This window comes from Streptomyces sp. MUM 203J (assembly GCF_022414595.1).
Taxonomy (GTDB): domain Bacteria; phylum Actinomycetota; class Actinomycetes; order Streptomycetales; family Streptomycetaceae; genus Streptomyces.
Map to the genome: position 1 here is coordinate 69,693 of NZ_JADWYO010000019.1, position 20,784 is coordinate 90,476.

16 protein-coding genes are annotated in these 20,784 nt (G+C 73.0%); 7 read left to right on the forward strand and 9 right to left on the reverse strand.

Annotated features, from left to right (window positions below; translation table 11 throughout):
- Nucleotides 1–92: 92 nt before the first annotated feature.
- Genes I3F58_RS12880 through pdhA form a run of 3 tightly spaced genes read right to left on the reverse strand, consistent with a single transcriptional unit; the run spans nucleotide 93 to nucleotide 3,744 of the window.
- Nucleotides 93–1,508 carry a dihydrolipoamide acetyltransferase family protein gene (locus I3F58_RS12880; RefSeq protein ID WP_240108507.1) on the reverse strand — a complete coding sequence of 472 codons (1,416 nt, stop codon included), beginning with the start codon at nucleotides 1,506–1,508 and terminating at the stop codon, nucleotides 93–95.
- Nucleotides 1,509–1,543: 35 nt separating this feature from the next.
- A complete protein-coding gene (locus I3F58_RS12885) occupies nucleotides 1,544–2,524 on the reverse strand; it encodes an alpha-ketoacid dehydrogenase subunit beta (protein WP_240108492.1) in 981 nt (326 codons plus the stop codon).
- Nucleotides 2,525–2,526: 2 nt separating this feature from the next.
- Entirely contained in the window at nucleotides 2,527–3,744 is a 1,218-nt protein-coding gene (gene pdhA, locus I3F58_RS12890; RefSeq protein WP_240108493.1) for a pyruvate dehydrogenase (acetyl-transferring) E1 component subunit alpha, read from the reverse strand.
- 428 nt (nucleotides 3,745–4,172) lie between these two features.
- Here pdhA and I3F58_RS12895 point away from each other — a divergent pair, with 428 nt between their 5' ends.
- Nucleotides 4,173–5,285: a phosphotransferase gene (locus tag I3F58_RS12895; RefSeq protein WP_374207961.1), complete on the forward strand. Its 1,113-nt coding sequence runs from the start codon at nucleotides 4,173–4,175 to the stop codon at nucleotides 5,283–5,285.
- A gap of 34 nt (nucleotides 5,286–5,319) precedes the next feature.
- Here I3F58_RS12895 and I3F58_RS12900 read toward each other — a convergent pair whose 3' ends face one another.
- The gene (locus I3F58_RS12900) at nucleotides 5,320–7,188 is read right to left on the reverse strand and encodes a protein kinase (protein ID WP_240108495.1); all 1,869 of its coding nucleotides are present in this window, start codon (nucleotides 7,186–7,188) and stop codon (nucleotides 5,320–5,322) included.
- Nucleotides 7,189–7,533: 345 nt separating this feature from the next.
- Between I3F58_RS12900 and I3F58_RS12905 the strand changes: the two genes are divergently transcribed.
- From I3F58_RS12905 to I3F58_RS12930, 6 genes are all read left to right on the forward strand, one after another.
- Nucleotides 7,534–9,216 carry a Stk1 family PASTA domain-containing Ser/Thr kinase gene (locus I3F58_RS12905; protein WP_240108496.1) on the forward strand — a complete coding sequence of 561 codons (1,683 nt, stop codon included), beginning with the start codon at nucleotides 7,534–7,536 and terminating at the stop codon, nucleotides 9,214–9,216.
- A gap of 765 nt (nucleotides 9,217–9,981) precedes the next feature.
- Nucleotides 9,982–10,170, forward strand: coding sequence for a hypothetical protein (locus I3F58_RS12910; RefSeq protein ID WP_240108497.1), 189 nt, complete (start codon nucleotides 9,982–9,984; stop codon nucleotides 10,168–10,170).
- A 140-nt stretch (nucleotides 10,171–10,310) separates the two neighbouring features.
- Nucleotides 10,311–10,946 (forward strand): PadR family transcriptional regulator, encoded by a 636-nt coding sequence (locus I3F58_RS12915; protein ID WP_240108498.1) that lies wholly within the window; start codon nucleotides 10,311–10,313, stop codon nucleotides 10,944–10,946.
- A 127-nt stretch (nucleotides 10,947–11,073) separates the two neighbouring features.
- Nucleotides 11,074–11,910, forward strand: coding sequence for an ABC transporter ATP-binding protein (locus I3F58_RS12920; RefSeq protein WP_240108499.1), 837 nt, complete (start codon nucleotides 11,074–11,076; stop codon nucleotides 11,908–11,910).
- On the forward strand, nucleotides 11,907–14,768 hold the full coding sequence (locus I3F58_RS12925; RefSeq protein WP_240108500.1) for an FtsX-like permease family protein: 2,862 nt from the start codon (nucleotides 11,907–11,909) through the stop codon (nucleotides 14,766–14,768). The genes I3F58_RS12920 and I3F58_RS12925 overlap by 4 nt, the downstream gene beginning before the upstream one ends.
- Before the next feature lie 96 nt (nucleotides 14,769–14,864).
- A complete protein-coding gene (locus tag I3F58_RS12930; protein WP_275678457.1) occupies nucleotides 14,865–15,410 on the forward strand; it encodes a bacterial proteasome activator family protein in 546 nt (181 codons plus the stop codon).
- 119 nt (nucleotides 15,411–15,529) lie between these two features.
- Here I3F58_RS12930 and I3F58_RS12935 read toward each other — a convergent pair whose 3' ends face one another.
- The 5 genes from I3F58_RS12935 to I3F58_RS12955 form a co-directional block, all read right to left on the reverse strand.
- Nucleotides 15,530–16,519, reverse strand: a complete 990-nt coding sequence (locus I3F58_RS12935; RefSeq protein WP_240108501.1) for an NAD(P)H-quinone oxidoreductase — start codon at nucleotides 16,517–16,519, stop codon at nucleotides 15,530–15,532.
- Nucleotides 16,520–16,528: 9 nt separating this feature from the next.
- Nucleotides 16,529–17,599 (reverse strand): TrkA family potassium uptake protein, encoded by a 1,071-nt coding sequence (locus I3F58_RS12940; protein WP_240108502.1) that lies wholly within the window; start codon nucleotides 17,597–17,599, stop codon nucleotides 16,529–16,531.
- Entirely contained in the window at nucleotides 17,596–18,963 is a 1,368-nt protein-coding gene (locus I3F58_RS12945; protein WP_240108503.1) for a molybdopterin molybdotransferase MoeA, read from the reverse strand. Before I3F58_RS12945 ends, I3F58_RS12940 begins: the two co-directional genes overlap by 4 nt.
- Nucleotides 18,960–19,814 (reverse strand): NTP transferase domain-containing protein, encoded by an 855-nt coding sequence (locus I3F58_RS12950; protein ID WP_240108504.1) that lies wholly within the window; start codon nucleotides 19,812–19,814, stop codon nucleotides 18,960–18,962. Before I3F58_RS12950 ends, I3F58_RS12945 begins: the two co-directional genes overlap by 4 nt.
- Before the next feature lie 148 nt (nucleotides 19,815–19,962).
- A partial coding sequence (locus I3F58_RS12955) for a dihydrolipoamide acetyltransferase family protein (protein ID WP_240108505.1) occupies nucleotides 19,963–20,784 on the reverse strand: 822 nt, incomplete at its 5' end.

A 20,784-nucleotide genomic window follows, 5' to 3' on the forward strand; every position in this document is an offset into this window, starting at 1 on the left:
GATAGATACAAGGCGTGTACAAGACACAGCCCCGTCCAGTACGTGGACCGGACGGGGCTGTGGCCGTGCTGCTGCTTCCCGCTGGCTCCCGCTTACGCCCAGGTGATCAGGCGCTTCGGGCGTTCCAGGATCGCGGCGACATCCGCCAGGACCTTGGAGCCCAGCTCCCCGTCGACCAGACGGTGGTCGAAGGACAGCGCCAGCGTGGTGACGTGGCGCGGCTTGACCTTGCCCTTGTGGACCCACGGCTGGAGCTTGATCGCGCCGACCGCGAGGATCGCGGACTCGCCGGGGTTCAGGATGGGCGTACCGGTGTCGACGCCGAAGACGCCGACGTTGGTGATGGTGACCGTCCCGCCCTGCATGGCCGCCGGAGTGGTCTTCCCCTCGCGTGCGGTGGACACCAGCTCACCGAGGGCCGTGGCCAGCTCGGGGAGGGTCTTGGCGTGGGCGTCCTTGATGTTCGGCACGATCAGGCCGCGCGGGGTGGCGGCGGCGATGCCCAGGTTCACGTAGTGCTTGAGCACGATCTCCTGGGCGGCCTCGTCCCAGGAGGCGTTGACCTCCGGGTTCCGCCTGATCGCGACGAGCAGGGCCCTGGCGACGAGCAGCAGCGGGTTGACCCGCAGCCCCGCCATGTCCTTGTCGGCCTTCAGCTCCTCGACGAGCTTCATCGTGCGGGTCACGTCGACCGTGACGAACTCGGTCACGTGCGGCGCGGTGAACGCCGAGCCGACCATGGCCGCCGCGGTGGCCTTCCGTACGCCCTTGACGGGGATACGGGTCTCCCGTGCGCCCGCCTCGGCGGGGACCGGGGCGGCCGGGGCCGGGGAAGGCTCCGGCGCCTGCACGGGGGCGGGCGCCTGCTGCGGTACGGCCGCCGGGGCGGGGGCCGCCGCCGCGCGGACGTCCTCGCGCGTGATGATCCCGTCCGGGCCGGTCGGGGTCACGGTCGTCAGGTCCACGCCCAGGTCCTTGGCCAGCTTCCGCACGGGAGGCTTGGCCAGGGGGCGGGCCGCGACGGGCGCGTGCCCGTTCAGCTCGCCCTGGACGGCCGCCTGCGCGGCTGCCGGGGCCTGAGCGGGGGCGGCGGGCGCGGGCGTCGTCTGCTTGCGCGGGCGGCGCTTGGTGGACGACGCGGCGACGCCGTACCCGACCAGGACCGGCTGACGGCCCTCGGGGGCGGTCTCCTCGGTCTCCTCGGCCGCCTGGGGCGCGGGAGCCGCTGCGGGGGCCGCGGGGGCGGTCTCGGCGGCGGCCGGAGCCGCCGGGGCGGCGGGGGCGCCGCCGCCGAGGTCGACGGTGATGATGACCTCACCGACGTCGACGGTCGTGCCCTCGGGGAAGCGCAGCTCGTGCACCGTCCCGTCGAACGGGATGGGCAGCTCGACGGCGGCCTTGGCGGTCTCGACCTCGCAGACGATCTGGCCGTCGCTGACGGTGTCGCCGGGCTGGACGTACCACTTGAGGATCTCGGCCTCGGTGAGCCCCTCACCGACGTCCGGCATCTTGAACTCGCGGATCACGGTGTTCTCGCCCTTCCTCAGTACGCCAGCGCGCGGTCGACGGCGTCGAGCACCCGGTCCAGACCCGGCAGGTACTCCTCCTCCAGCCTGGCCGGCGGGTAGGGGGCGTGGTAGCCGCCCACCCGCAGGACCGGGGCCTCCAGGTGGTAGAAGCACCGCTCGGTGATCCGGGCGGCGATCTCCGCGCCGGAGCCGAAGAAGACCGGCGCCTCGTGGACCACCACGAGGCGGCGGGTCTTCTCGACGGACGCCTGGATCGCGTCGAAGTCGAACGGGGAGACCGAACGCAGGTCGAGCACCTCGACCGACTTGCCCTCCTCGGCCGCGGCGGCCGCGGCCTCCAGGCACACCTTCACCATGGGGCCGTAGGCCGCCAGGGTGATGTCGGCGCCCACGCGTGCGGTGCGCGCCTTGTGCAGCTCGCCGGGGATGGCGTCGGGGTCGACCTCGCCCTTGTCCCAGTAGCGCCTCTTCGGCTCGAAGAAGATCACCGGGTCGTCGGACTGGATGGCCTGCTGGAGCATCCAGTAGGCGTCGGAGGAGTTCGACGGGGAGACCACCTTGAGGCCGGCGACGTGCGCGAACAGCGCCTCCGGGGACTCGCTGTGGTGCTCGACGGCGCCGATGCCGCCGCCGTACGGGATCCGCACGACGATCGGCAGCTTCACCGTGCCCAGCGAGCGGGCGTGCATCTTGGCGAGCTGCGTGACGATCTGGTCGTACGCCGGGAAGACGAAGCCGTCGAACTGGATCTCCACGACCGGCCGGTAGCCGCGCAGGGCCAGGCCGATGGCGGTGCCGACGATGCCGGACTCCGCGAGCGGGGTGTCGATGACCCGCTCCTCGCCGAAGTCCTTCTGGAGGCCGTCGGTGACCCGGAAGACGCCGCCGAGCTTGCCGACGTCCTCACCCATGATCAGGACCTTGGGGTCGGTCTCCAGGGCCTTGCGGAGGGACTCGTTGAGCGCCTTCGCGAGAGGAAGCTTCTGCACTGCCATGATCACTTGACCTCGCCATCCGCGAACGACGCCTGGTACGCGGCGAACTGCGCGCGCTCTTCGTCGACGAGCGCGTGCCCGTCCGCGTACACGTTCTCGAAGATCGCCGTGTGGTCCGGGTCGGGCATGGCCCGCACCGCCTCACGCACGCGCCTGCCGAGCGCCTCGCTCTCCTCCTCGACCTGCGCGAACCAGGCCTCGTCGGCGTGGCCCTGGGCCTCCAGGTGGCGGCGGAGCCTCAGGATGGGGTCCTTGGCCTCCCACGCGGCCCGCTCGTCGTCCGTGCGGTAGCGGGTCGGGTCGTCGGAGGTGGTGTGGGCGCCCATGCGGTACGTGAACGCCTCCACGAGCGTCGGGCCCTCGCCGCGGCGGGCCCGCTCCAGGGCCCAGCGGGTCACGGCCAGGCAGGCCAGCACGTCGTTGCCGTCGACGCGGACGCCCGGGAAGCCGTAGCCCTGCGCGCGCTGGTACAGCGGGACGCGGGTCTGCTTCTCGGTGGGCTCGGAGATGGCCCACTGGTTGTTCTGGCAGAAGAACACGACGGGCGCGTTGTAGACCGCCGAGAAGGTGAACGACTCGGCCACGTCGCCCTGGCTGGAGGCGCCGTCACCGAAGTACGCGATCACCGCGGAGTCGGTGCCGTCCTTGGCCACGCCCATGGCGTAGCCGGTGGCGTGCAGCGTCTGCGAGCCGATGACGATCGTGTAGAGCTGGAAGTTGTTGCTGTTCGGGTCCCAGCCGCCGTTGTTCACGCCCCGGAACATTCCGAGCAGATTGGTCGGGTCGACCCCGCGGCACCAGGCGACGCCGTGCTCGCGGTACGTCGGGAAGACGTAGTCGTCGTCGCGCAGGGCCCGGCCGGAGCCGATCTGGGCGGCCTCCTGGCCGAGCAGCGAGGCCCACAGGCCCAGCTCGCCCTGGCGCTGGAGCGCGGTGGCCTCGCCGTCGAAGCGGCGGGTCATCACCATGTCCCGGTACAGCCCGCGCAGCTCCTCGGGGCTGAGGTCCACGTCGTAGTCCGGGTGCTGGACGCGCTCTCCTTCGGGCGTCAGCAGCTGGACGAGCGGGGGCTCGGTGCGGCTCTGGTCCTGGGCCGTCTCCGGCTTCTTGGTGCGTGCGGCGCGCTTGGCACCACCCGTCTTGCTGCCGGTGGTGCTGGTGGTGCTGCTGGTGCCGCTGCTGCGTCGCGGCTTGCGCGCGGCAGTGCTCTCCACGGTCACGTGCGTGCTCCTCCGTCGGTCCGGCCCCCGGGGTCCGCCGGGATGGCCAGTGCGGCTCGCCTGATGTCCGTACGCGTGCACGGGGTGGGTGCCCTCGGCCGGGAACAGGCGTGACAGGTGCCCCGGCGAGCGCCCTGTCAAAGGCACGTTACCCAGTGCTCCGCATTCCTGCGAAACCCCGCCTGACCTGCGATTTTGCTTGGATTTCCAAGTAAATCGAGAAATGCGGGAACAACTACTGGTCACAGCCTTGCAGGCCGCCGGAACAGCGGCACGTTATCCCGAGGACCCCGGTCGCGGGAAGGGTCGGTTTTGCGGAACCCGGATGCGGCTCCTCCGCTTCCGCCCCGTGAAGGGCGTCACAAACGGCCCGTCCGCCCTGTGAACGGCGTCACGGAGTGATCTCATATTGATCTAACATCTGTCGGGTGCCGCGCTCATCTGTAACGTCTGCACCAGTCGCTCCCCATGCTTCACCTCCCGCCTCGCCCGCCGTCTCCGTGCCCCACCCCCGGCACGCGCCCGCTCCTCCTGTGAACGTGCTGCTGCGCCGTTACGTGCCCGGCGCCGAGCCGGTGTCGTGCGTGCCGCTCACCCAGGGCCTCCTCAACCGCGGCTACCGGCTCACCACCACACGCGGCACCTTCTTCCTGAAACAGCATGTCGACGCCCCCACGTCCGACCGGGCGACCATCAGCCGCCAGCACCGCGCCACCCAGCGGCTGCACGCGCTCGGCCTGCCCGTCGCCCCGCCGCTGCCGGACACGGACGGGCGCACGGTCGCGGTACTGGGCGGCCACTGCTACGCCCTCCACCCCTGGGTGGAGGGGCGGCACCGGAACGGCACCCAGCTGAGCCGGGGCGGCTCGCGACGGCTCGGCGCGCTCCTCGGGCTGGTCCACACGTGCCTGGAGCGGGTGATGGGCGGCGCCGTCGGCTCGCACGGGACCCGGGCCCCCGGTCCGTACGGGAGCGCGGACCCGGAGGACACCTTCCGGCTGATCGACGAGCTGCTGGCGCTGGCCGGGGCGCGGAGCCCGCGGGACCCGTTCGACGAGCTGGCCGAGCGGCGGCTGCTGGAGCGGCGGCGGCTGCTGGACGCGCACGCCCATCTGCGGCCCGCCGCGGCGGCCCCGGGGGCGGGGGGCTGGGTGCACGGCGACTTCCACCCGCTGAACCTGCTGTACCGGGGCGCGGAGCCGGCCGCGATCGTGGACTGGGACCGGCTGGGCGTGCAGCCGCGCGCGGAGGAGGCGGTGCGGGCCGCGCTGATCTTCTACGTACAGCCGACAGGCCGTCTGGAGCTGGCGAAGGTGCGGGCCTACGCGCGCGCGTACCGGCGGGCTTCCGGGGCGGGCACGGCCGAACTCGCGGCGGCCGTGCATCGCGTGTGGTGGGAGCGGCTCAACGACTTCTGGATACTGCGCTGGCGCTACCAGCGTGACGACAGCAGGGCCGACGCGCAGTTTCCCGCGGCGTCGGCCCTGACGGTGTGGTGGACCCGGGAGTACGAGGCGGTGCGCGACGCGTTCGCCGGGTGACGGGGAGCCGGTCCTGCCGCACCGTGACGGAAGGTCAGCCTCCGGTCGCGGTGCCCGTCGTGCCCGAGCCGTTCGTCTGGCCGCCCGTCGTGGTCGTCGCGCCGCCGTCCGCCGTGCCGCCGCCGTCGGTCGAACCGGTGGTCCCCGACGTACCGGTGCTGCTGCCCGTGGTGCCGCCGGAGGTCGTGCCCGTCGAGGTGTCGCCGGTGGTGCCGCCGTCGCCGTTGCTGCCGTCGGTGGTGCCCTCCGTACCACCGTCCGTGGTGCCTTCGGTGTCGCTCCCGTCCGTGCCGCCGTCGGTGGTGGCGCCGTCGGTGCCGCCCGTGGTGGTGTCGGTGCCCGAGGAGGTGTTCGGGGAGGCCGTGCCGGGATCCTGGCTGTACGTCGGCCTCGTCGGCCTGTGCGGTACGGGGTTCCACCCCGAGCCGCCGCCACCGGTCGAGGTGTCCGGCTCCTGCTCGTCCTCCTCGCTCTGCGACGGGGACGGGGCCTTGCTGGACTTCTCCGAGGAGACGGACGGGGAGGGGCTGGTCACCGGCGTCTGCTGCTCGCCCTGGGACTTCTGGGCGGCGTTCAGCGCGTACACCACACCCGCCATGATCGCGACCAGCGCGAACGCGACGAACAGCAGCACCTTGCCCCGGCCGCCGCCGCGCTTGGCGGGGTAGCCGCCGGTGTAGGCGCCGTCGTCGGGGTTCATGGGCGGCAGGATCGGGCCCTGCGAGGTGTCCCGCCCGGCACCCTGCACGTGGGCCGGGTGACCCTGCAGTCCCTGGTGGGCCGGCAACCCGCCGCCCGGGCCCATGGGGGAGCCCATGCCCGCCCCCTGGCCGGGGCCCATGGGGGAGCTCATCACGGCCGTCGCGCCCATGCCGCCGTCGGGGGTGTGCCCGCCGTCGTACCCGCCGCCGACCGGGCCGGTGTTCCACAGGCCCGTGTGGCTGCCCTGCTCCTGGAGCATGCGCAGCGCGTACTGCACCATGCCGCGCATTTCGTCCGCGCTCTGGAACCGGTCGTCCGGGTCCTTGGCGAGCGCCCTCATCGCGAGCCCGTCCAGCTCCGGCGGTGCCCCGTCACCCACCTCGGAGGGCGGCACCGGCATGTCCTGCACATGCTGGTACACCACGGACAGCGGAGTCTCCCCGACGAACGGGGGACGCAGCGCCAGCAGTTCGTACAGCAGACAGCCGGTGGCGTACAGGTCGGAACGGCGGTCCACGGCCTTGCCGAGCGCCTGCTCCGGGGAGAGGTACTGGGGGGTGCCCATGACCATGCCGGTCTGCGTCATCGTCGTGGACGCCCCGTGCAGGGCGCGGGCGATGCCGAAGTCCATCACCTTCACGGCACCGCTGTTGGTGATGATGACGTTCGCGGGCTTGATGTCCCGGTGCACGATGCCGTGCTGGTGCGAGTAGGCGAGCGCCTCCAGCACGCCGGACACGATGATGAGCGCCTGCTCGGTCGGCGGCGCCTCCGCGCTGATCAGCAGATCGCGGATGGTGCGGCCCTCGACCAGCTCCATGACGATGTACGGCACTGACTGGCCGCCCACGACGTCCTCGCCGGAGTCGTACACGGCGACGATCGCGTGGTGGTTGAGGCCCGCGACGGACTGCGCCTCACGCGTGAACCGGGCCTTGGAGACCGGGTCCTCCGCGAGGTCCGGGCGCAGCAGCTTGACGGCGACGGTGCGGCCGAGCCGCACGTCCTCCGCCGCGAACACCTCGGCCATGCCGCCCCGGCCCAGACGGTGCGTCAGCCGGTAGCGGCCGTCCCCGACGAGGCCGCCGACGCCGAAGTCGCCCACGCCGTCGGAGCCGTTCGAGCCTCCGGCACCACCCGCGCCGCCGGGTGCTCCGTCATCCGACACTCCGCCGCCACCTGCTTCGGATCCGGGTGCCATGGTCCTCGCCGTCATTTCCGTCCGCTGCCCGCCCGCTGTGTTCGCGGGCGGTGTGCCGCCGTCTCTCAAGGGGTACTTCGGCACGTCACGCTACAGCCTCCGCGTGGCGGCCCGGTCCGGGATGCGACCGGCCATCCAAGCGGTTCGGTGTACACCAGTGCAAACTGATCGTGCCGTTGTCCCGGTCTTATCCCGGCGTGGTCCCGGCCGGGTAACGCTTGCAGGACGCTTCTTGTGCGTACGGTCACGGAACGGGCACCTGGCTTGACGTGTCACTGCCCTGGGGCAGACTTGGCGCATAAATCCGGGATCACCGCGGCCACGCGCGCGTAGGGGGAAGCACAGATGAGCCAGGACGGCGCCCGCGGCCGCTATGCGGGCGGTTCGGTCGCGAACGGCAGGTATCAGCTCCGCGACCTGCTGGGCGAGGGCGGCATGGCGTCGGTGTACCTCGCGTACGACAGCGCGCTGGACCGCCAGGTCGCGATCAAGACCCTGCACACCGAACTGGGCCGCGAGCAGTCGTTCCGCGAACGGTTCCGGCGCGAGGCGCAGGCGGTCGCGAAGCTCCAGCACACCAACATCGTCTCGGTCTTCGACACCGGCGAGGACACCGTCACGTTCAGTGACCCCGCGCAGGGTGACGGCGGCGTCATGCCGTACATCGTCATGGAGTACGTGGAGGGCAAGCCCCTCGGTTCGGTGCTCGCGGCGGACATCCAGGCCCAGGGCGCCATGCCCGCCGACAAGGCCCTGAAGGTGACGGCCGACGTGCTGGCCGCGCTGGACACCAGCCACGAGATGGGCCTGGTGCACCGGGACATCAAGCCGGGCAACGTGATGGTCACCAAGCGCGGCGTCGTCAAGGTGATGGACTTCGGCATCGCGCGCGCCATGCAGTCGGGCGTCACCTCGATGACGCAGACCGGCATGGTCGTCGGCACCCCGCAGTACCTGTCGCCCGAGCAGGCGCTGGGGCGCGGCGTGGACGCCCGTTCCGACCTGTACTCGGTCGGGATCATGCTGTTCCAGCTGCTGACCGGACGGCTGCCGTTCGACGCGGACTCCCCGCTGGCGATCGCGTACGCGCACGTGCAGGAGGAGCCGGTCGCGCCTTCCTCCATCAACCGTTCGGTGACGCCCGCGATGGACGCCCTGGTGGCACGGGCGCTGAAGAAGAACCCGAACGAGCGCTTCCCGAGCGCCGCCGCCATGCGCGACGAGTGCCTGCGCGTGCTGTCGGCCGGGCAGGCCGGGGCACCGGTGATCGTGCAGGGCGCGCCGACGAACAGCGGGGCCGGGGTGGGCTCCGCGGTGTTCCCGCCGGTCGATTACTCGGGGACGCCCGCGCCGGGGCCGCACGGAAGTGTCCAGACCCCTTATCAGACGCCTCAGCCCATGACCCCGGCGCCCGGGCCCTACGGGCCGCCGACTCCGGCCCCCGCGCCCGCCGCGTACGGCTACCCGCAGCAGGCGGCGCCGACCCCCGCCCCGGGTTACCCGACGCCCGCGCCGACACCCGCCCCGGCGCCGTACGGCGGCGGAGGCGGCACGGGCGGCGGCAACAGCGGTGGGGGCCGGAGGAACATGCCGGTCATCGTGGGGGCGATCGCGGTGGCCGTGATCGCCGTCGCGGGCACTCTGGTGGCGCTCAACCTCAACGACGACGAGGACCCCGGCGGCACGGCGGGCGGCGAGCCGACGGCCACGGCGACCGGGGACGCGCCGGACTCGGAGGACTACAAGGGCCCGGACCGCGGCAAGACCATCGAGACCAAGGCGTGCACCGAACCCCGTGAGGGCAACGACCCGGAGAAGTTCGAGGTCCCGGACTTCCGGTACCGGCACATCGACTCGGTGAAGGAGTGCATCCAGGCCGCCGGCTGGAAACTCAGGACGGTGGAGGACCAGGACGAGATGATCTACGGCGACGGCGCCGTCCTGAACCAGTACCCGAAGCAGAACACCGAGATCTACGAGGACGACGCCGAGTTCGTCCTCACCGTCTCCACCGGCGAGCGGCCGTAACCACCCCGAACGGCGCGACCCCAGGGGCGGCGAGATGCCGGAGCACGGCCGTTGTGTGACGCTGAGGCCATCGTCATGGCGGCTCGTCATGCTCGTCACGGCCGCCGTGTTCGTCGTACCCGCCGTGTCCGTCACGCTCGCCACGCTCGTCACGGGAGGGGGTCCCTCGTGACTCCACCACCGACGCCGCCTTCCGGCCCTCCCCGCCGCACGCGGGGACGTGCCTGGGCGGTCGCATCGGGGCTCGCGTCCGTGCTGCTCGCGGGAGGGCTGTCGGCGGGGCTGTACGGCGCCCCCGTGGCACACGCGGACCAGACGCCCGCGCCGGGAGCGAGCGAGCCCGCCGCGCCCGGTCCCGACCCGGGGGACACCGGTACGCCGTCCCCGGGGGAGCCCCCCGGAGACGGGGGCCGGGACGGAGACGGTGGCGGGACCGGGGGGTCCCCCGGGGTGTCGCCGGGGCCTTCCGGCGAGCCCTCGCCCGGCGTGTCGCCGGGGGCATCCGGCGGTGCCTCACCCGGCGGGCCCAGCGCCCGGCCCGGGCCATCGGTGCCGGTGCCGTCCATGGCCGGGCGGTCCGAGGGGGTGGGGAGGCCGCGGCCCGGGCGCAAACCGTTCCCCTTCCCCTTCCCGACGCGGCCGCCAGTATCGCCGTCGGCAAGCCCGTCCGTCTCCGCCTCTCATGCGGCGTCCGGCTCTCCCCGTACCAGAACGGCAACAGCTCCCGGCATCCGCTCCGACCCCGACGGCAGCTTCTGGGAGGCCGTGCCCGAGGCGGGGTCCCCTGCGGTCGTCCTGCCGTGGCACACGACCTCGCCCGGCCCGCGCCAGCAGGGCTCGCTGGCCGCGGGAAACACGTTCGACCGCCGGATCCCCGTCCTGACCTTCGGTGTTGGCCTGACACTGATGGGCGCGGGCTTCGGCTTCCTGGGCCTGCGGTTCCGCCGCCACTGAGCCCGCGGCAGTGAGCCCGCCGCCCCGCGGCATGTCCTTCTCCGGATCTCCCCACCCCCACGCGTCCTCCTCAAGGGGGACGCACCGGGTCCCTCCGCAGTCGGTTGCCCGTGTCGGCATACTCGGTATACATACTGAGTATGTCGATCCGCCACGGGCTTCTCGCCCTTCTCGAACACGGCCCGCGTTACGGCTCTCAGCTCCGTACGGAGTTCGAGTCCCGCACCGGTTCCACGTGGCCGCTCAATGTCGGCCAGGTCTACACGACCCTCAGTCGGCTGGAGCGCGACGGTCTGGTCACGCAGGACGGGGAGGACGGGGCGGGGCACCCGCTGTACGTGATCACAGACGCGGGGCGGGAAGAGCTGCGCACCTGGTTCGAGCAGCCCGTGGACCGGAGCAGTCCGGCACGGGACGAGCTGGCCATCAAGCTGGCCATGGCGGTCGGCGCGCCCGGCGTGGACATCCGGAACGTCATCCAGGCCCAGCGGCGCCACACCGTGCGGGCGATGCAGGACTACACGCGCCTCAAGGCCCGGGCGCTGGCCGCGCTGGAGAGCGGGGCCGCCCAGGGAGCGGGGGAGCGGGACGACGTGGCCTGGCTGCTCGTCCTGGAGCAGCTGATCTTCCGCACCGAGGCCGAGGCGCGCTGGCTCGACCACTGTGAGGCGCGGCTGATCCGTCTCTCGGCCGCGGCGGCGGCGCGGCCCGGACCGGCGAAGGGCCCGGCGCCCGCATCGGCGCCCGAGGCCGCCGCGAAGCACGCCACGCGCTGATCACCCGCCGGCCTCGGGAGAACACTCCGTCGCCCTCCACCACTTCCTCGCTCATCAGAAACACCAGACCACTCCGTACGCGCCACCGTGCCCGTACGCCAAGGGGGACCCTTCGATGCCATCACCCATGTCACATCCGACGCATGTGCCACAGAAGCCCGTCCTGCAACTCCGGCAGCTGACACGGGTCCACGGCACCGGCGCCACCGAGGTGCACGCGCTGCGCGGCATCGACCTCGCCGTCCTCCCCGGCGAGCTGGTCGCCGTCATGGGCCCCTCCGGCTCCGGGAAGTCCACGCTCCTCACCCTCGCGGGCGGCCTGGACCGCCCCACCTCCGGCCAGGTGATCGTCGAGGACACCGACATCAGCACCGCCGACCGCCGTACGCTCGCCGCGCTCCGCCGCCGCAGCATCGGCTACGTCTTCCAGGACTACAACCTCGTTCCGGCGCTCACCGCCGCCGAGAACGTCGCCCTGCCGCGCGAGCTGGACGGTGTCTCCGCCCGCAAGGCGCGCACCGAGGCCCTCGCCGCTCTGGAGGAGATGAGCCTGGGTCACCTCGCTGACCGCTTCCCCGACGAGATGTCAGGCGGTCAGCAGCAGCGCATCGCCATCGCCCGCGCCCTCGTCGGTGACCGGCGCCTCGTCCTGGCCGACGAGCCGACCGGCGCGCTCGACTCGGAGACCGGCGAGTCGGTGCTGGCCCTGCTGCGGGCCCGGTGCGACGCGGGCGCCGCCGCCGTCCTCGTCACCCATGAGCCGCGCTTCGCCGCGTGGGCGGACCGTGTGATCTTCCTCCGGGACGGCGCGGTCGTCGACCAGACCGTACGGAGCGACGCCGACTCCCTGCTCACCACCGCCCGGACAGCGGGCGGCCCCGCGCGTCTGCCGGGCAGTGGACAGACGGACTCCGGGCAGTCCGGCACCGGCCAGGCGGGCTTCGGGCAGGCGGGCTCGCTGTGACGAACTGGCTCCACTCCTGGCGCGCCGCAGTGCGGATCGCCCGCCGCGACGCCTGGCGTTTCAAGGGCCGCAGTTTCCTGGTACTGGCCATGATCGCCCTGCCGATCCTCGGCGTGAGCGCCGCCGACCTGACCCTGCGCAGCGCGCAGCTGTCCCCGCAGGAGAAGGCGACCCGCATCCTCGGCGGCGCCGACGCCCAGTTCCACGACCCGGGCATGGCCGGCCAGCCCATCCTGCAGAGCCCGGACGGCGAGAACTACACGCTGGCGCACGATCCCGAGGACGGGGAGGACTGGCCGGACGGCGCGACCGACGTGACCAAGGTCGTCCCGTCCGGCGCGACGGTCCTGGCCGACACCGCCGGGCAGGCGCGGCTTCGCACCGCCCACGGCCTGCTGAACGCCGACGTCCGCGAATTCGAAGCCGACGCCCCCATGGCCCGCGGGATCATGAACCTCCTCGACGGACGCTTCCCGGACCGGGACGACGAGGTCGCCGTCACCAGCCGCTTCCTGGAGGACAGCGGTCTGAGCGTCGGTTCAGCACTCGCCGCGCGGGACTTCGACCGTGAGTACCGGATCGTCGGCACCTACGAGCTGCCGGGCGACCTCAAGTCCATCCAGGTCAACTTCCTGCCGGGCGCCTTCCTCACCCCGTACGAGAAGGCGCTCAAGGCCGCCGGGCGGAGCGGCGGCGAGCCGTTCACCAGCTACCTGGTGAAACTCGGGAACAGCGATGGTTTCACGTGGAACATGGTCAAGGAGGCCAACGGCAGGGGCGTCCGGGTCGTGTCCCGGGCGGTGCTGATCGACCCGCCGGAGCGCTCCGAGGTGCCGCTGTTCCAGAGTGACCACTGGGGAATGTACGAGGGGAGCAGCAGCGCCGAGCAGGCCGCGCTCATGGCCACGGCGACCGTCGTCGGCCTCGCCATGCTGGAGATCTGCCTGCTGGCCGGGCCCGCCTTCGCGGTCGGCGCCCGCCGCTCGCGCCGTCAGCTGGGCCTGGTGGGCGCCAACGGCGGCGACCGGCGGCACATCCGCTCCATCGTTCTGGCCGGTGGCCTGGTGATCGGTGTGGCGGCCGCCGTCGTCGGCACGGTGCTCGGTGTGATCCTCACGTTCGCGCTTCAGCCGGTGCTGGAGGGCACGATCGGGCGGCGTTTCGGGTCCTTCGACATCCGGCCGCTGGAGCTGTTCGGCATCGGGCTGCTCGCCGTCCTGACGGGTCTGCTCGCCGCGATCGTGCCCGCTGTCAACGCGTCCCGCGAGACCGTGCTGGCCTCGCTCACCGGGCGGCGTGGCGTACGCCGCAGCAGCCGCACGCTGCCCGTCGTCGGTCTGATCGTCGCGCTGCTCGGCGCCGCCGTCGCCCTGTACGGGTCGGTGTTCAGCGACGAGTTCGTCATCGTGGCCGGTGGCAGCGCCCTCGCGGAGCTGGGCGTGGTCGCCATGACGCCCATGCTGGTGGGGCTGTTCGGCCGGGTCGGCCGCTGGCTCCCGCTGTCGCCGCGGCTGGCCCTGCGTGACGCTGTGCGCAACCGGGGCCGTACGGCGCCCGCGGTGGCAGCGGTCCTGGCCGCGGTCGCGGGCACGGTCGCCGTCGCCACCTACGCGGCCAGCGCCGATGCCACCGACCGCGCGGAGTACGAGGCCCAGCTGCCCTACGGGGCCGTCGCCGCACTGGTGACCGAGGACAGCGGCCGGGACGTGCCGACGGTCCGGGACGCCGTGCAGAAGCACCTGCCCGTCGACGTCCGCGCCGACGTGTCCGCTGTCACGGTCGGCAAACCGGGCTGCAATCCCGAGGGCGGCGGCGCCGACCGCTGCGGCCGGGTCGAGGTGGTCGTACCGAAGGCGAACGAGTGCCCCCTGTGGGACTCGCCCGAGGCCGAGGAGAAGTTCTCCGTGGCGGAACGCCGCGAGCTGGCCCAGGACTGGCGCTGTCAGCCCCGCCGCTACCAGTTCGTCCCCACGGACGAGGGCCTCGTCGTCGGTGACGAGAACCTCCTGAAGGTCCTCGGGGTCGACGAGCCGAACGCGGCGAAGACCCTCGCCGAAGGCGGCGTCGTCTCCTTCTGGCGGAGCTGGATCGACGAGCAGGACACGGTCTCGCTCAAACTGATCACCGACCCGGAGGAGGCGGACCGCGCCTATGACGGGGATCGGGAGCCCAAGGGCGAGGTGAAGTCGTTCCCCGCCTACCGGGTCCCGGACGGCGAGACCCGCTCGTACGGCATAGCGGGGATCGTCAGCCAGGACACCGCGAAGGCCACGGGAATGACGGTGACACCGCTCGGGTCGTACTACACCACCCACGAACTGCCGGGCGCCGAGCAGCGGCAGAAGCTCGACGAGGCGCTGGCGAAGACCGGTGTCGACATCTACCTGCACGTCGAGGAGGGCTACGTCAGCAAGTCCGGCATCGTGCTGCTGGCCCTCACCGTGTTCGCGGGACTGGTCACGATCGGCGCGGCCGGCATCGCCACCGGGCTGGCCCAGGCCGACGCCGAAGCCGATCTGCGGACACTGGCCGCCGTCGGCGCCCCCACCCGGGTACGCCGTACGCTCAGCGGCTTCCAGTGCGGGGTCGTGGCGGCGATGGGTGTGCTGCTCGGGTCCGCGGCGGGCGTCCTGCCCGCGATCGGGCTGCGGCTCACCGAGCGGCGCCAGGCGATGGGCTGGTACCAGGAGGCGCTCGACGGGGGGCACACGATCTTCTCGGATCCCCCGTCGGTGCCGATCGTCGTCCCGTGGGGGACCCTGGGCACCCTGCTGGTCGCCGTGCCGCTCGGAGCGGCGCTGCTCGCCGCCCTCCTCACCCGCTCGCGCGGGGCGGTCGCCCGGCGGGCGGAGACGTAGCGGAGACGTGACGGGCTTGTGCCCCTGCGCGAGGGTGGATCAGCTCCGCGCAGGGGCACACCGCTGCTTGACGCGTCGGTACGAGAGAATGGGCGCATGGAGATGCCGAGGAACGAACGGTCGCAGGAAAGCCCGCATGTTCTCATCGTCGGACAGGACGGAATGGCGCTCGGCGGCGGTGAGGGGGACGGGGAGTCCCGCGAGGTTCCGGTCACGGACATGGTCGAGCAGCCCGCGAAGGTCATGCGGATCGGCAGCATGATCAAACAGCTGCTCGAGGAGGTCCGCGCGGCACCTCTGGACGAGGCGAGCCGGGTCCGGCTGAAGGAGATCCACCACAGCTCGGTGAAAGAGCTGGAGGAGGGGCTGGCGCCGGAACTGGTCGAGGAGCTGGAACGGCTCTCCCTGCCGTTCACCGAGGAAGCGGTGCCGTCGGAGGCGGAACTGCGGATCGCCCAGGCTCAGTTGGTGGGCTGGCTGGAAGGTCTCTTCCACGGGATCCAGACCGCGCTGTTCGCCCAGCAGATGGCGGCCCGCGCCCAGTTGGAGCAGATGCGGCGGGCGCTTCCGCCGGGTGTCGCCGCCCCGGAGGAGGACGACGAGCACGGCCCCGCCCACCGCTCGGGCGGCCCGTACCTGTGACACACGCCTGAACCACCCGGCTGACGGTCAGCGGCCCGGCACTCCACACGGAGCGCCGGGCCGCTGTCTGCCACCCCGTGTCGCCGGCCCGGTCGGCACGTCTGCCGCCGGTGTGGCGGTCAGACCGCCGACGGGGCGGTCAGCAGCACCTTGCCGACATGGTCGCTCTGCTCCAGTGCCCGGTGGGCCTCGGCCGCCTCCGTCATCGGGAACACCCGGTCCACGACGGGACGGACCGTGCCCGCGGCGATCAGCGGCCAGACATGCTCCCGCACGGCGGCCACGATGGCCGCCTTCTCCGTCTGCGGGCGGCCTCGCAGCGAGGTCGCCGTGACGGCGACGCGCTTGGCGAGCATCGCCCCGAGATTCACCTCGGCCTTCCGGCCGCCCTGGAGGCCGATGATGGCGAGCCGTCCGTTGAGGGCCAGTGCCTGGATGTTCCGGTCCAGGTACTTGGCGCCGATGATGTCGAGGATGACGTCCGCCCCGGCGCCGTCCGTCGCCTTGCGCAGCTCCTCCACGAAGTCCTGCTCGTGGTAGTCGATGAGAACGTCCGCACCCAGCTCGGCACAGCGGGCCAGCTTCTCCGGGCTTCCGGCCGTCACGGCAACCCTGGCGCCGACGGCCTTGCCGAGCTGGATCGCCATCGTGCCGATGCCGCTCGCCCCGCCGTGCACCAGCAGCGTCTCGCCGGGCCGCAGGTGGGCCACCATGAAGACGTTGGACCAGACCGTCGCGGCCACCTCCGGCAGCGCCGCCGCCGTCACCAGGTCGACGCCCTTCGGCACGGGCAGCAGTTGCCCGGCCGGGACGACCGTCTTCTCGGCGTAGCCGCCACCGGCGAGCAGGGCGCACACCTCGTCACCGACGAGCCAGCCGGACACGCCGGGGCCGAGGGCGGCGATCCGGCCGGAGCACTCCAGGCCCGGGTACGCGGGGGCGCCGTCCGGCGGCGGGTAGAAGCCCTGCCGCTGGAGCAGATCGGCGCGGTTGACGGCGCTGGCCGCCACCTCGACGAGCACCTCGCCCTCGCCGGGCACGGGATCGGGGACCTCGGCCCAGACAAGCGCCTCGGGGCCACCGGGTTCGGGAATCGTGATCGCACGCATGGCGCGAGGCTACTCCGCGGAGTTGGCGGCGTCGGCGCTGTCGGCGGCGCGCACGATCGTGATGACCCGGTCGGTGAGCTGCAGGGGGCTCGACTCCGGGTCGTCGTAGGCGATCAGCCGGTGTCCGCGCAGCACGCTCACCACCAGGTCGTCCGTGTCCCGTACGCTCCGCCCGGCCTCCGTCTTGGTCACCGGCCGCTCCACGATGTCCAGCCCGGTGCCGCGCTGGATGAGGCCCTCCAGCACGGTTCCGGTGCTGGGGCTCAGCACCGACATGCCGAGCAGCCGTCCCGCGGCGCTGGCGCTGGTGATGACCGCGTCGGCTCCGGACTGGCGCAGCAGTGGCGCGTTCTCCTCCTCCCGTACCGCGGCGACGATCTTGGCGTGCTTGTTGAGCTGCCGCGCGGTGAGGGTGACCAGCACGGCCGTGTCGTCCCGCTGGGTGGCGACGATGACCTGAGCGGCCTTCTGAACCTGCGCGCGCCGCAGCACATCGCTGCGGGTCGCGTCTCCGAGGACGCCGGTGAACCCGTCGGCGTTGGCCAGGTCGATCACGCCGCTGCTGGGGTCGACGACCACGACCTGGTCCTTCTTCAGTCCGGTCGCGCTCAGCGTCTCCAGCGCGGAGCGGCCCTTCGTACCGAAGCCGACGACGACGGTGTGGTCACGCAAGGCGGTCCTCCAGCGTTTCTGCCGCCACTCCTGGCGGGTGCGCTCGGCCAGCACTTCCAGAGTGGTGCCGACCAGGATGATCAGGAAGATCACGCGCAGCGGTGTGACGATCAGGATGTTGATCAGCCGGGCCGTGTCCGTCACGGGGACGATGTCGCCGTACCCGGTGGTCGACAGCGTGACGGTCGCGTAGTAGACGGCGTCCAGGACGCTGACATGGCCGTCGAGACCGTCCTTGTAGCCGTCCCGGTCCACCAGCACGATCAGGACGGTGAGGACCAGGACCAGGAAGGCGAGGGCAAGCCTCAGGGCCACCTGGCGCAGGGGGTGTTCGACGATCCGGCGGGGCAGCTTCACCTGGCCACTGGGCAGGTAGCCACGTATCGGGGTGGTACGGGGACGTTTCACGTGAAACCTCGGCTCGGGGCGGCTGCAACCGTGGAGAGGGCGGCCTTCCACGGCAGCCCGAGGAGCTCCAGCATGTCGCCGGGCCGGGCACCGCCGGGCGGGATGACGGCGAGGCCGTCGGCGGCTGCGAGGCCGCGGAGCATGGCCGGGCCGGTGTAGTGGAGCGGCACGGCCTGCCCGGAGCGCTGGACCACCGGGACGAGCCTGGTGTCGTACGGATGCCCTTGTACCGCGTCGCTCACGGGAGCCGACCAGGGTGCCGGGGCGGGGCGGCCGGTCGCCGCGCGCAGCAGCGGCTCCGCGAGGGTGAGCAGTCCGGAGACCGCCGCCAAGGGGTTGCCGGGCAGGCCGACGAGGTGGCGGCCGGGGGCCAGGCGGGCCAGCAGCATGGGGTGACCGGGCCGGACCCGGACGCCGTCGACGAGGAGTTCGGCGCCCGCGCGGCGCAGCACGGGGTGGACGTGGTCGACGGGACCGGAGGCGGTGCCGCCGGTCGTGACGACCAGATCCGCCCGGGTGCCGGTGACCGCGGCATACAGCGCCTCGGCGTCGTCTCCGATCCTGCGGGTGGCGAGGACGTCGACGCCCAGGGCCCGGAACCAGGGGGCGAGCATGGGCCCGAGGGCATCGCGGATGAGCCCCTCGTGCGGGACGCCGGAGGTGAGCAGCTCGTCCCCGAGCACCAGGACCTCGACCTGGGGACGGTCCACGGTGGGCAGCTCGTCGTACCCGGCCGCGGCGGCCAGGCCCAGGACGGCCGGGGTGACGACGCTGGCGGCGGGCAGCAGCGGGTCGCCGGCGCGGCATTCCTGGCCGCGGGGCCGGATGTCCTGGCCGTGCACCACGTCACGCAACGCGTGGAGGTGACGGCCCTCGGTGTCGGCGCGGGCGTGCTCGCTGCGCACGACGGCGGTGGCACCGGGCGGGACGCGGGCTCCGGTGGCGATACGCACGGCGGCGCCGTCGGGGAGGGCGGGACTCTCACCGTGTCCGGCCAGTACCGAGTCACCCTCGCGGATCGCCCAGGGGCCGGGCCCGGCGACGGCCCAGCCGTCCATGGCGGAGGAGTCGAACGACGGCAGGTCGCTCAGCGCGGCCAGGGGCTCCGCGAGTACGGCTCCGAGCGCGGAGCCCAGGACGGTGCGGCAGGTACGGACCGGGGTGTTCTGGCCGGCATGCGCGGCGAGGTCCCGGGCCCTGGCCCAGGGGGTGTCATGGTCCTCGGGCGCGCCCGGAGACGGGGCGGCCTGCCCGGAGCTGTGCCGGCCTCCGGGGTCACGGCGGCTGCCCGGTGCGGGCTCGCGGGGCGGGCGGCCGACCAGGGCGAGGGCTTCGTCGACGCCGTCGACGTCCGGTTCGGTCATCCCGCTTCGGCCTCGCCCTCGGCCTCCCGCGCCCAGCGGGAGGCGAGCGCGGCGGCCTTCCGCGCCGCCTCCGCCACGGCCTCGGGGCCGTCGCCCTCCGCCTTGGCGGCGGCGTAACCCACCAGGAAGGTGGTGAGGGGCGCGGCAGGCCGGGCTACGCCGTGCGCCGCGTCCCGGGCCAGGTCCAGCAGGACGCCGGTGTCGACGTCCAGCTCGATCCCGAGCTCGGCCTTGACTGCGGTGATCCATTCGTCCAGCACGGTTCCATGCTCCCTGATGCGGGCCCGGGCCGCGGCGAGGTCCTCCCAGGTGTCGCAGTCGAAGGAGGCCAGGGGCCGGGCGGGCAGGCGGGTGAGGTCCAGTTCGCCGGTCAGCAGACGCAGCGGCAGCCCGGAGAGACGGCCGTGCTCGGCGGCGAGCAGCGCGATCTCGCGGCGCAGCGGCTCGGTCCGGTAGGCGGCGACGAGCGGCTGTTCGCGGCCGTCCGGATCCACGGCGAGTACCGCCTCGGCGTCGCCGTCCAGGAGCGTGTCGACGAGTTCGCGCACGGTGGCGCGGTCCAGGAACGGAAGGTCTCCGCCCAGAACGACGACGGCCTCCGCCTCCACCTGCCGCACCCCGGCCGCCAGAGCGGCGAGCGGCCCGCCACCGGGCGGCTCCTCCCGGGCCCAGACGACAGGCCGTGCGGTGGGCCGCCGTCCGCCCACGACGATGGAGCGTCCGGCGTCCCGGCACGCGTCCAGCACACGGTCGAGCAGGGCGCGCCCGCCCACACTGAGCGCGGGCTTGTCCACCCCGCCGAGCCGCTTGGCGGCCCCTCCCGCCGGCACGACGGCATCAAATCGGCTCACGCGCCCAGTATGGCCGCCACCACCCACCCGGTACCGGGGCGCCCCCTGGCCCTGGACGGGCCACGCGGCTTGTCCGGCGTCCCAGGACGCCGGGCCCCGGCCCAGGGGAAGGTGGGCCGGGACCCGCACGGAACGCGGGGCAGCGCCGCTACACCGTCCGCAGCAGTACCGCGGGCTGCTCCACGCAGTCCGCCACGTACCGCAGGAAGCCCCCCGCGGTACCGCCGTCGCAGACCCGGTGGTCGAACGTCAGCGACAGCTGCACGACCTGACGGACAGCCAGTTCGCCCTGGTGAACCCACGGCTTGGGCACGATCCGTCCGACACCCAGCATCGCCGCCTCGGGGTGGTTGATGATCGGCGTGGAGCCGTCCACCCCGAACACGCCGTAGTTGTTCAGCGTGAACGTGCCACCCGTCAGGTCCGCAGGAGTCAGCGTGCCCTTCCGGGCCTCCTCCGTCAGCCGTGCGAACTCCGCCGTCAGCGACTCGGCGGTACGGGTGTGCGCGTCGCGTACGACGGGCACGACCAGGCCCCGCTCGGTCTGCGCGGCGAACCCGAGGTGCACCTCCGGCAGCCGCACGATCTCCCGCGCCTCCGTGTCCACCCGGGAGTTGAGCTCCGGGTGGCGGGCGAGCGCTGCGGTGCAGATCCGGGCGAGCAGCGCCAGCAGCGAGACCTTCGGCCCGCCCGCGGCGTTCATGGCGGCGCGGGCCGCCATGAGTTCGGTCGCGTCGGCGTCCACCCAGCAGGTCGCGTCGGGTATCTCCCGGCGACTGCGCGACAGCTTGTCGGCGACGGCCCCCCGCACACCGCGCAGCGGCACCCGCTCCCCGGCGGCGGCGGGCGCCGCGGCCCGCGCGACCGGGGCGGCGGAGGCGGCAGCAGCAGAGGCGGCCGGAGCGGTCGTGGCCGCCGGAGCGGTGGACGCCCGTTCGACGTCGGCCCGCAGTATCAGCCCGTCCGGCCC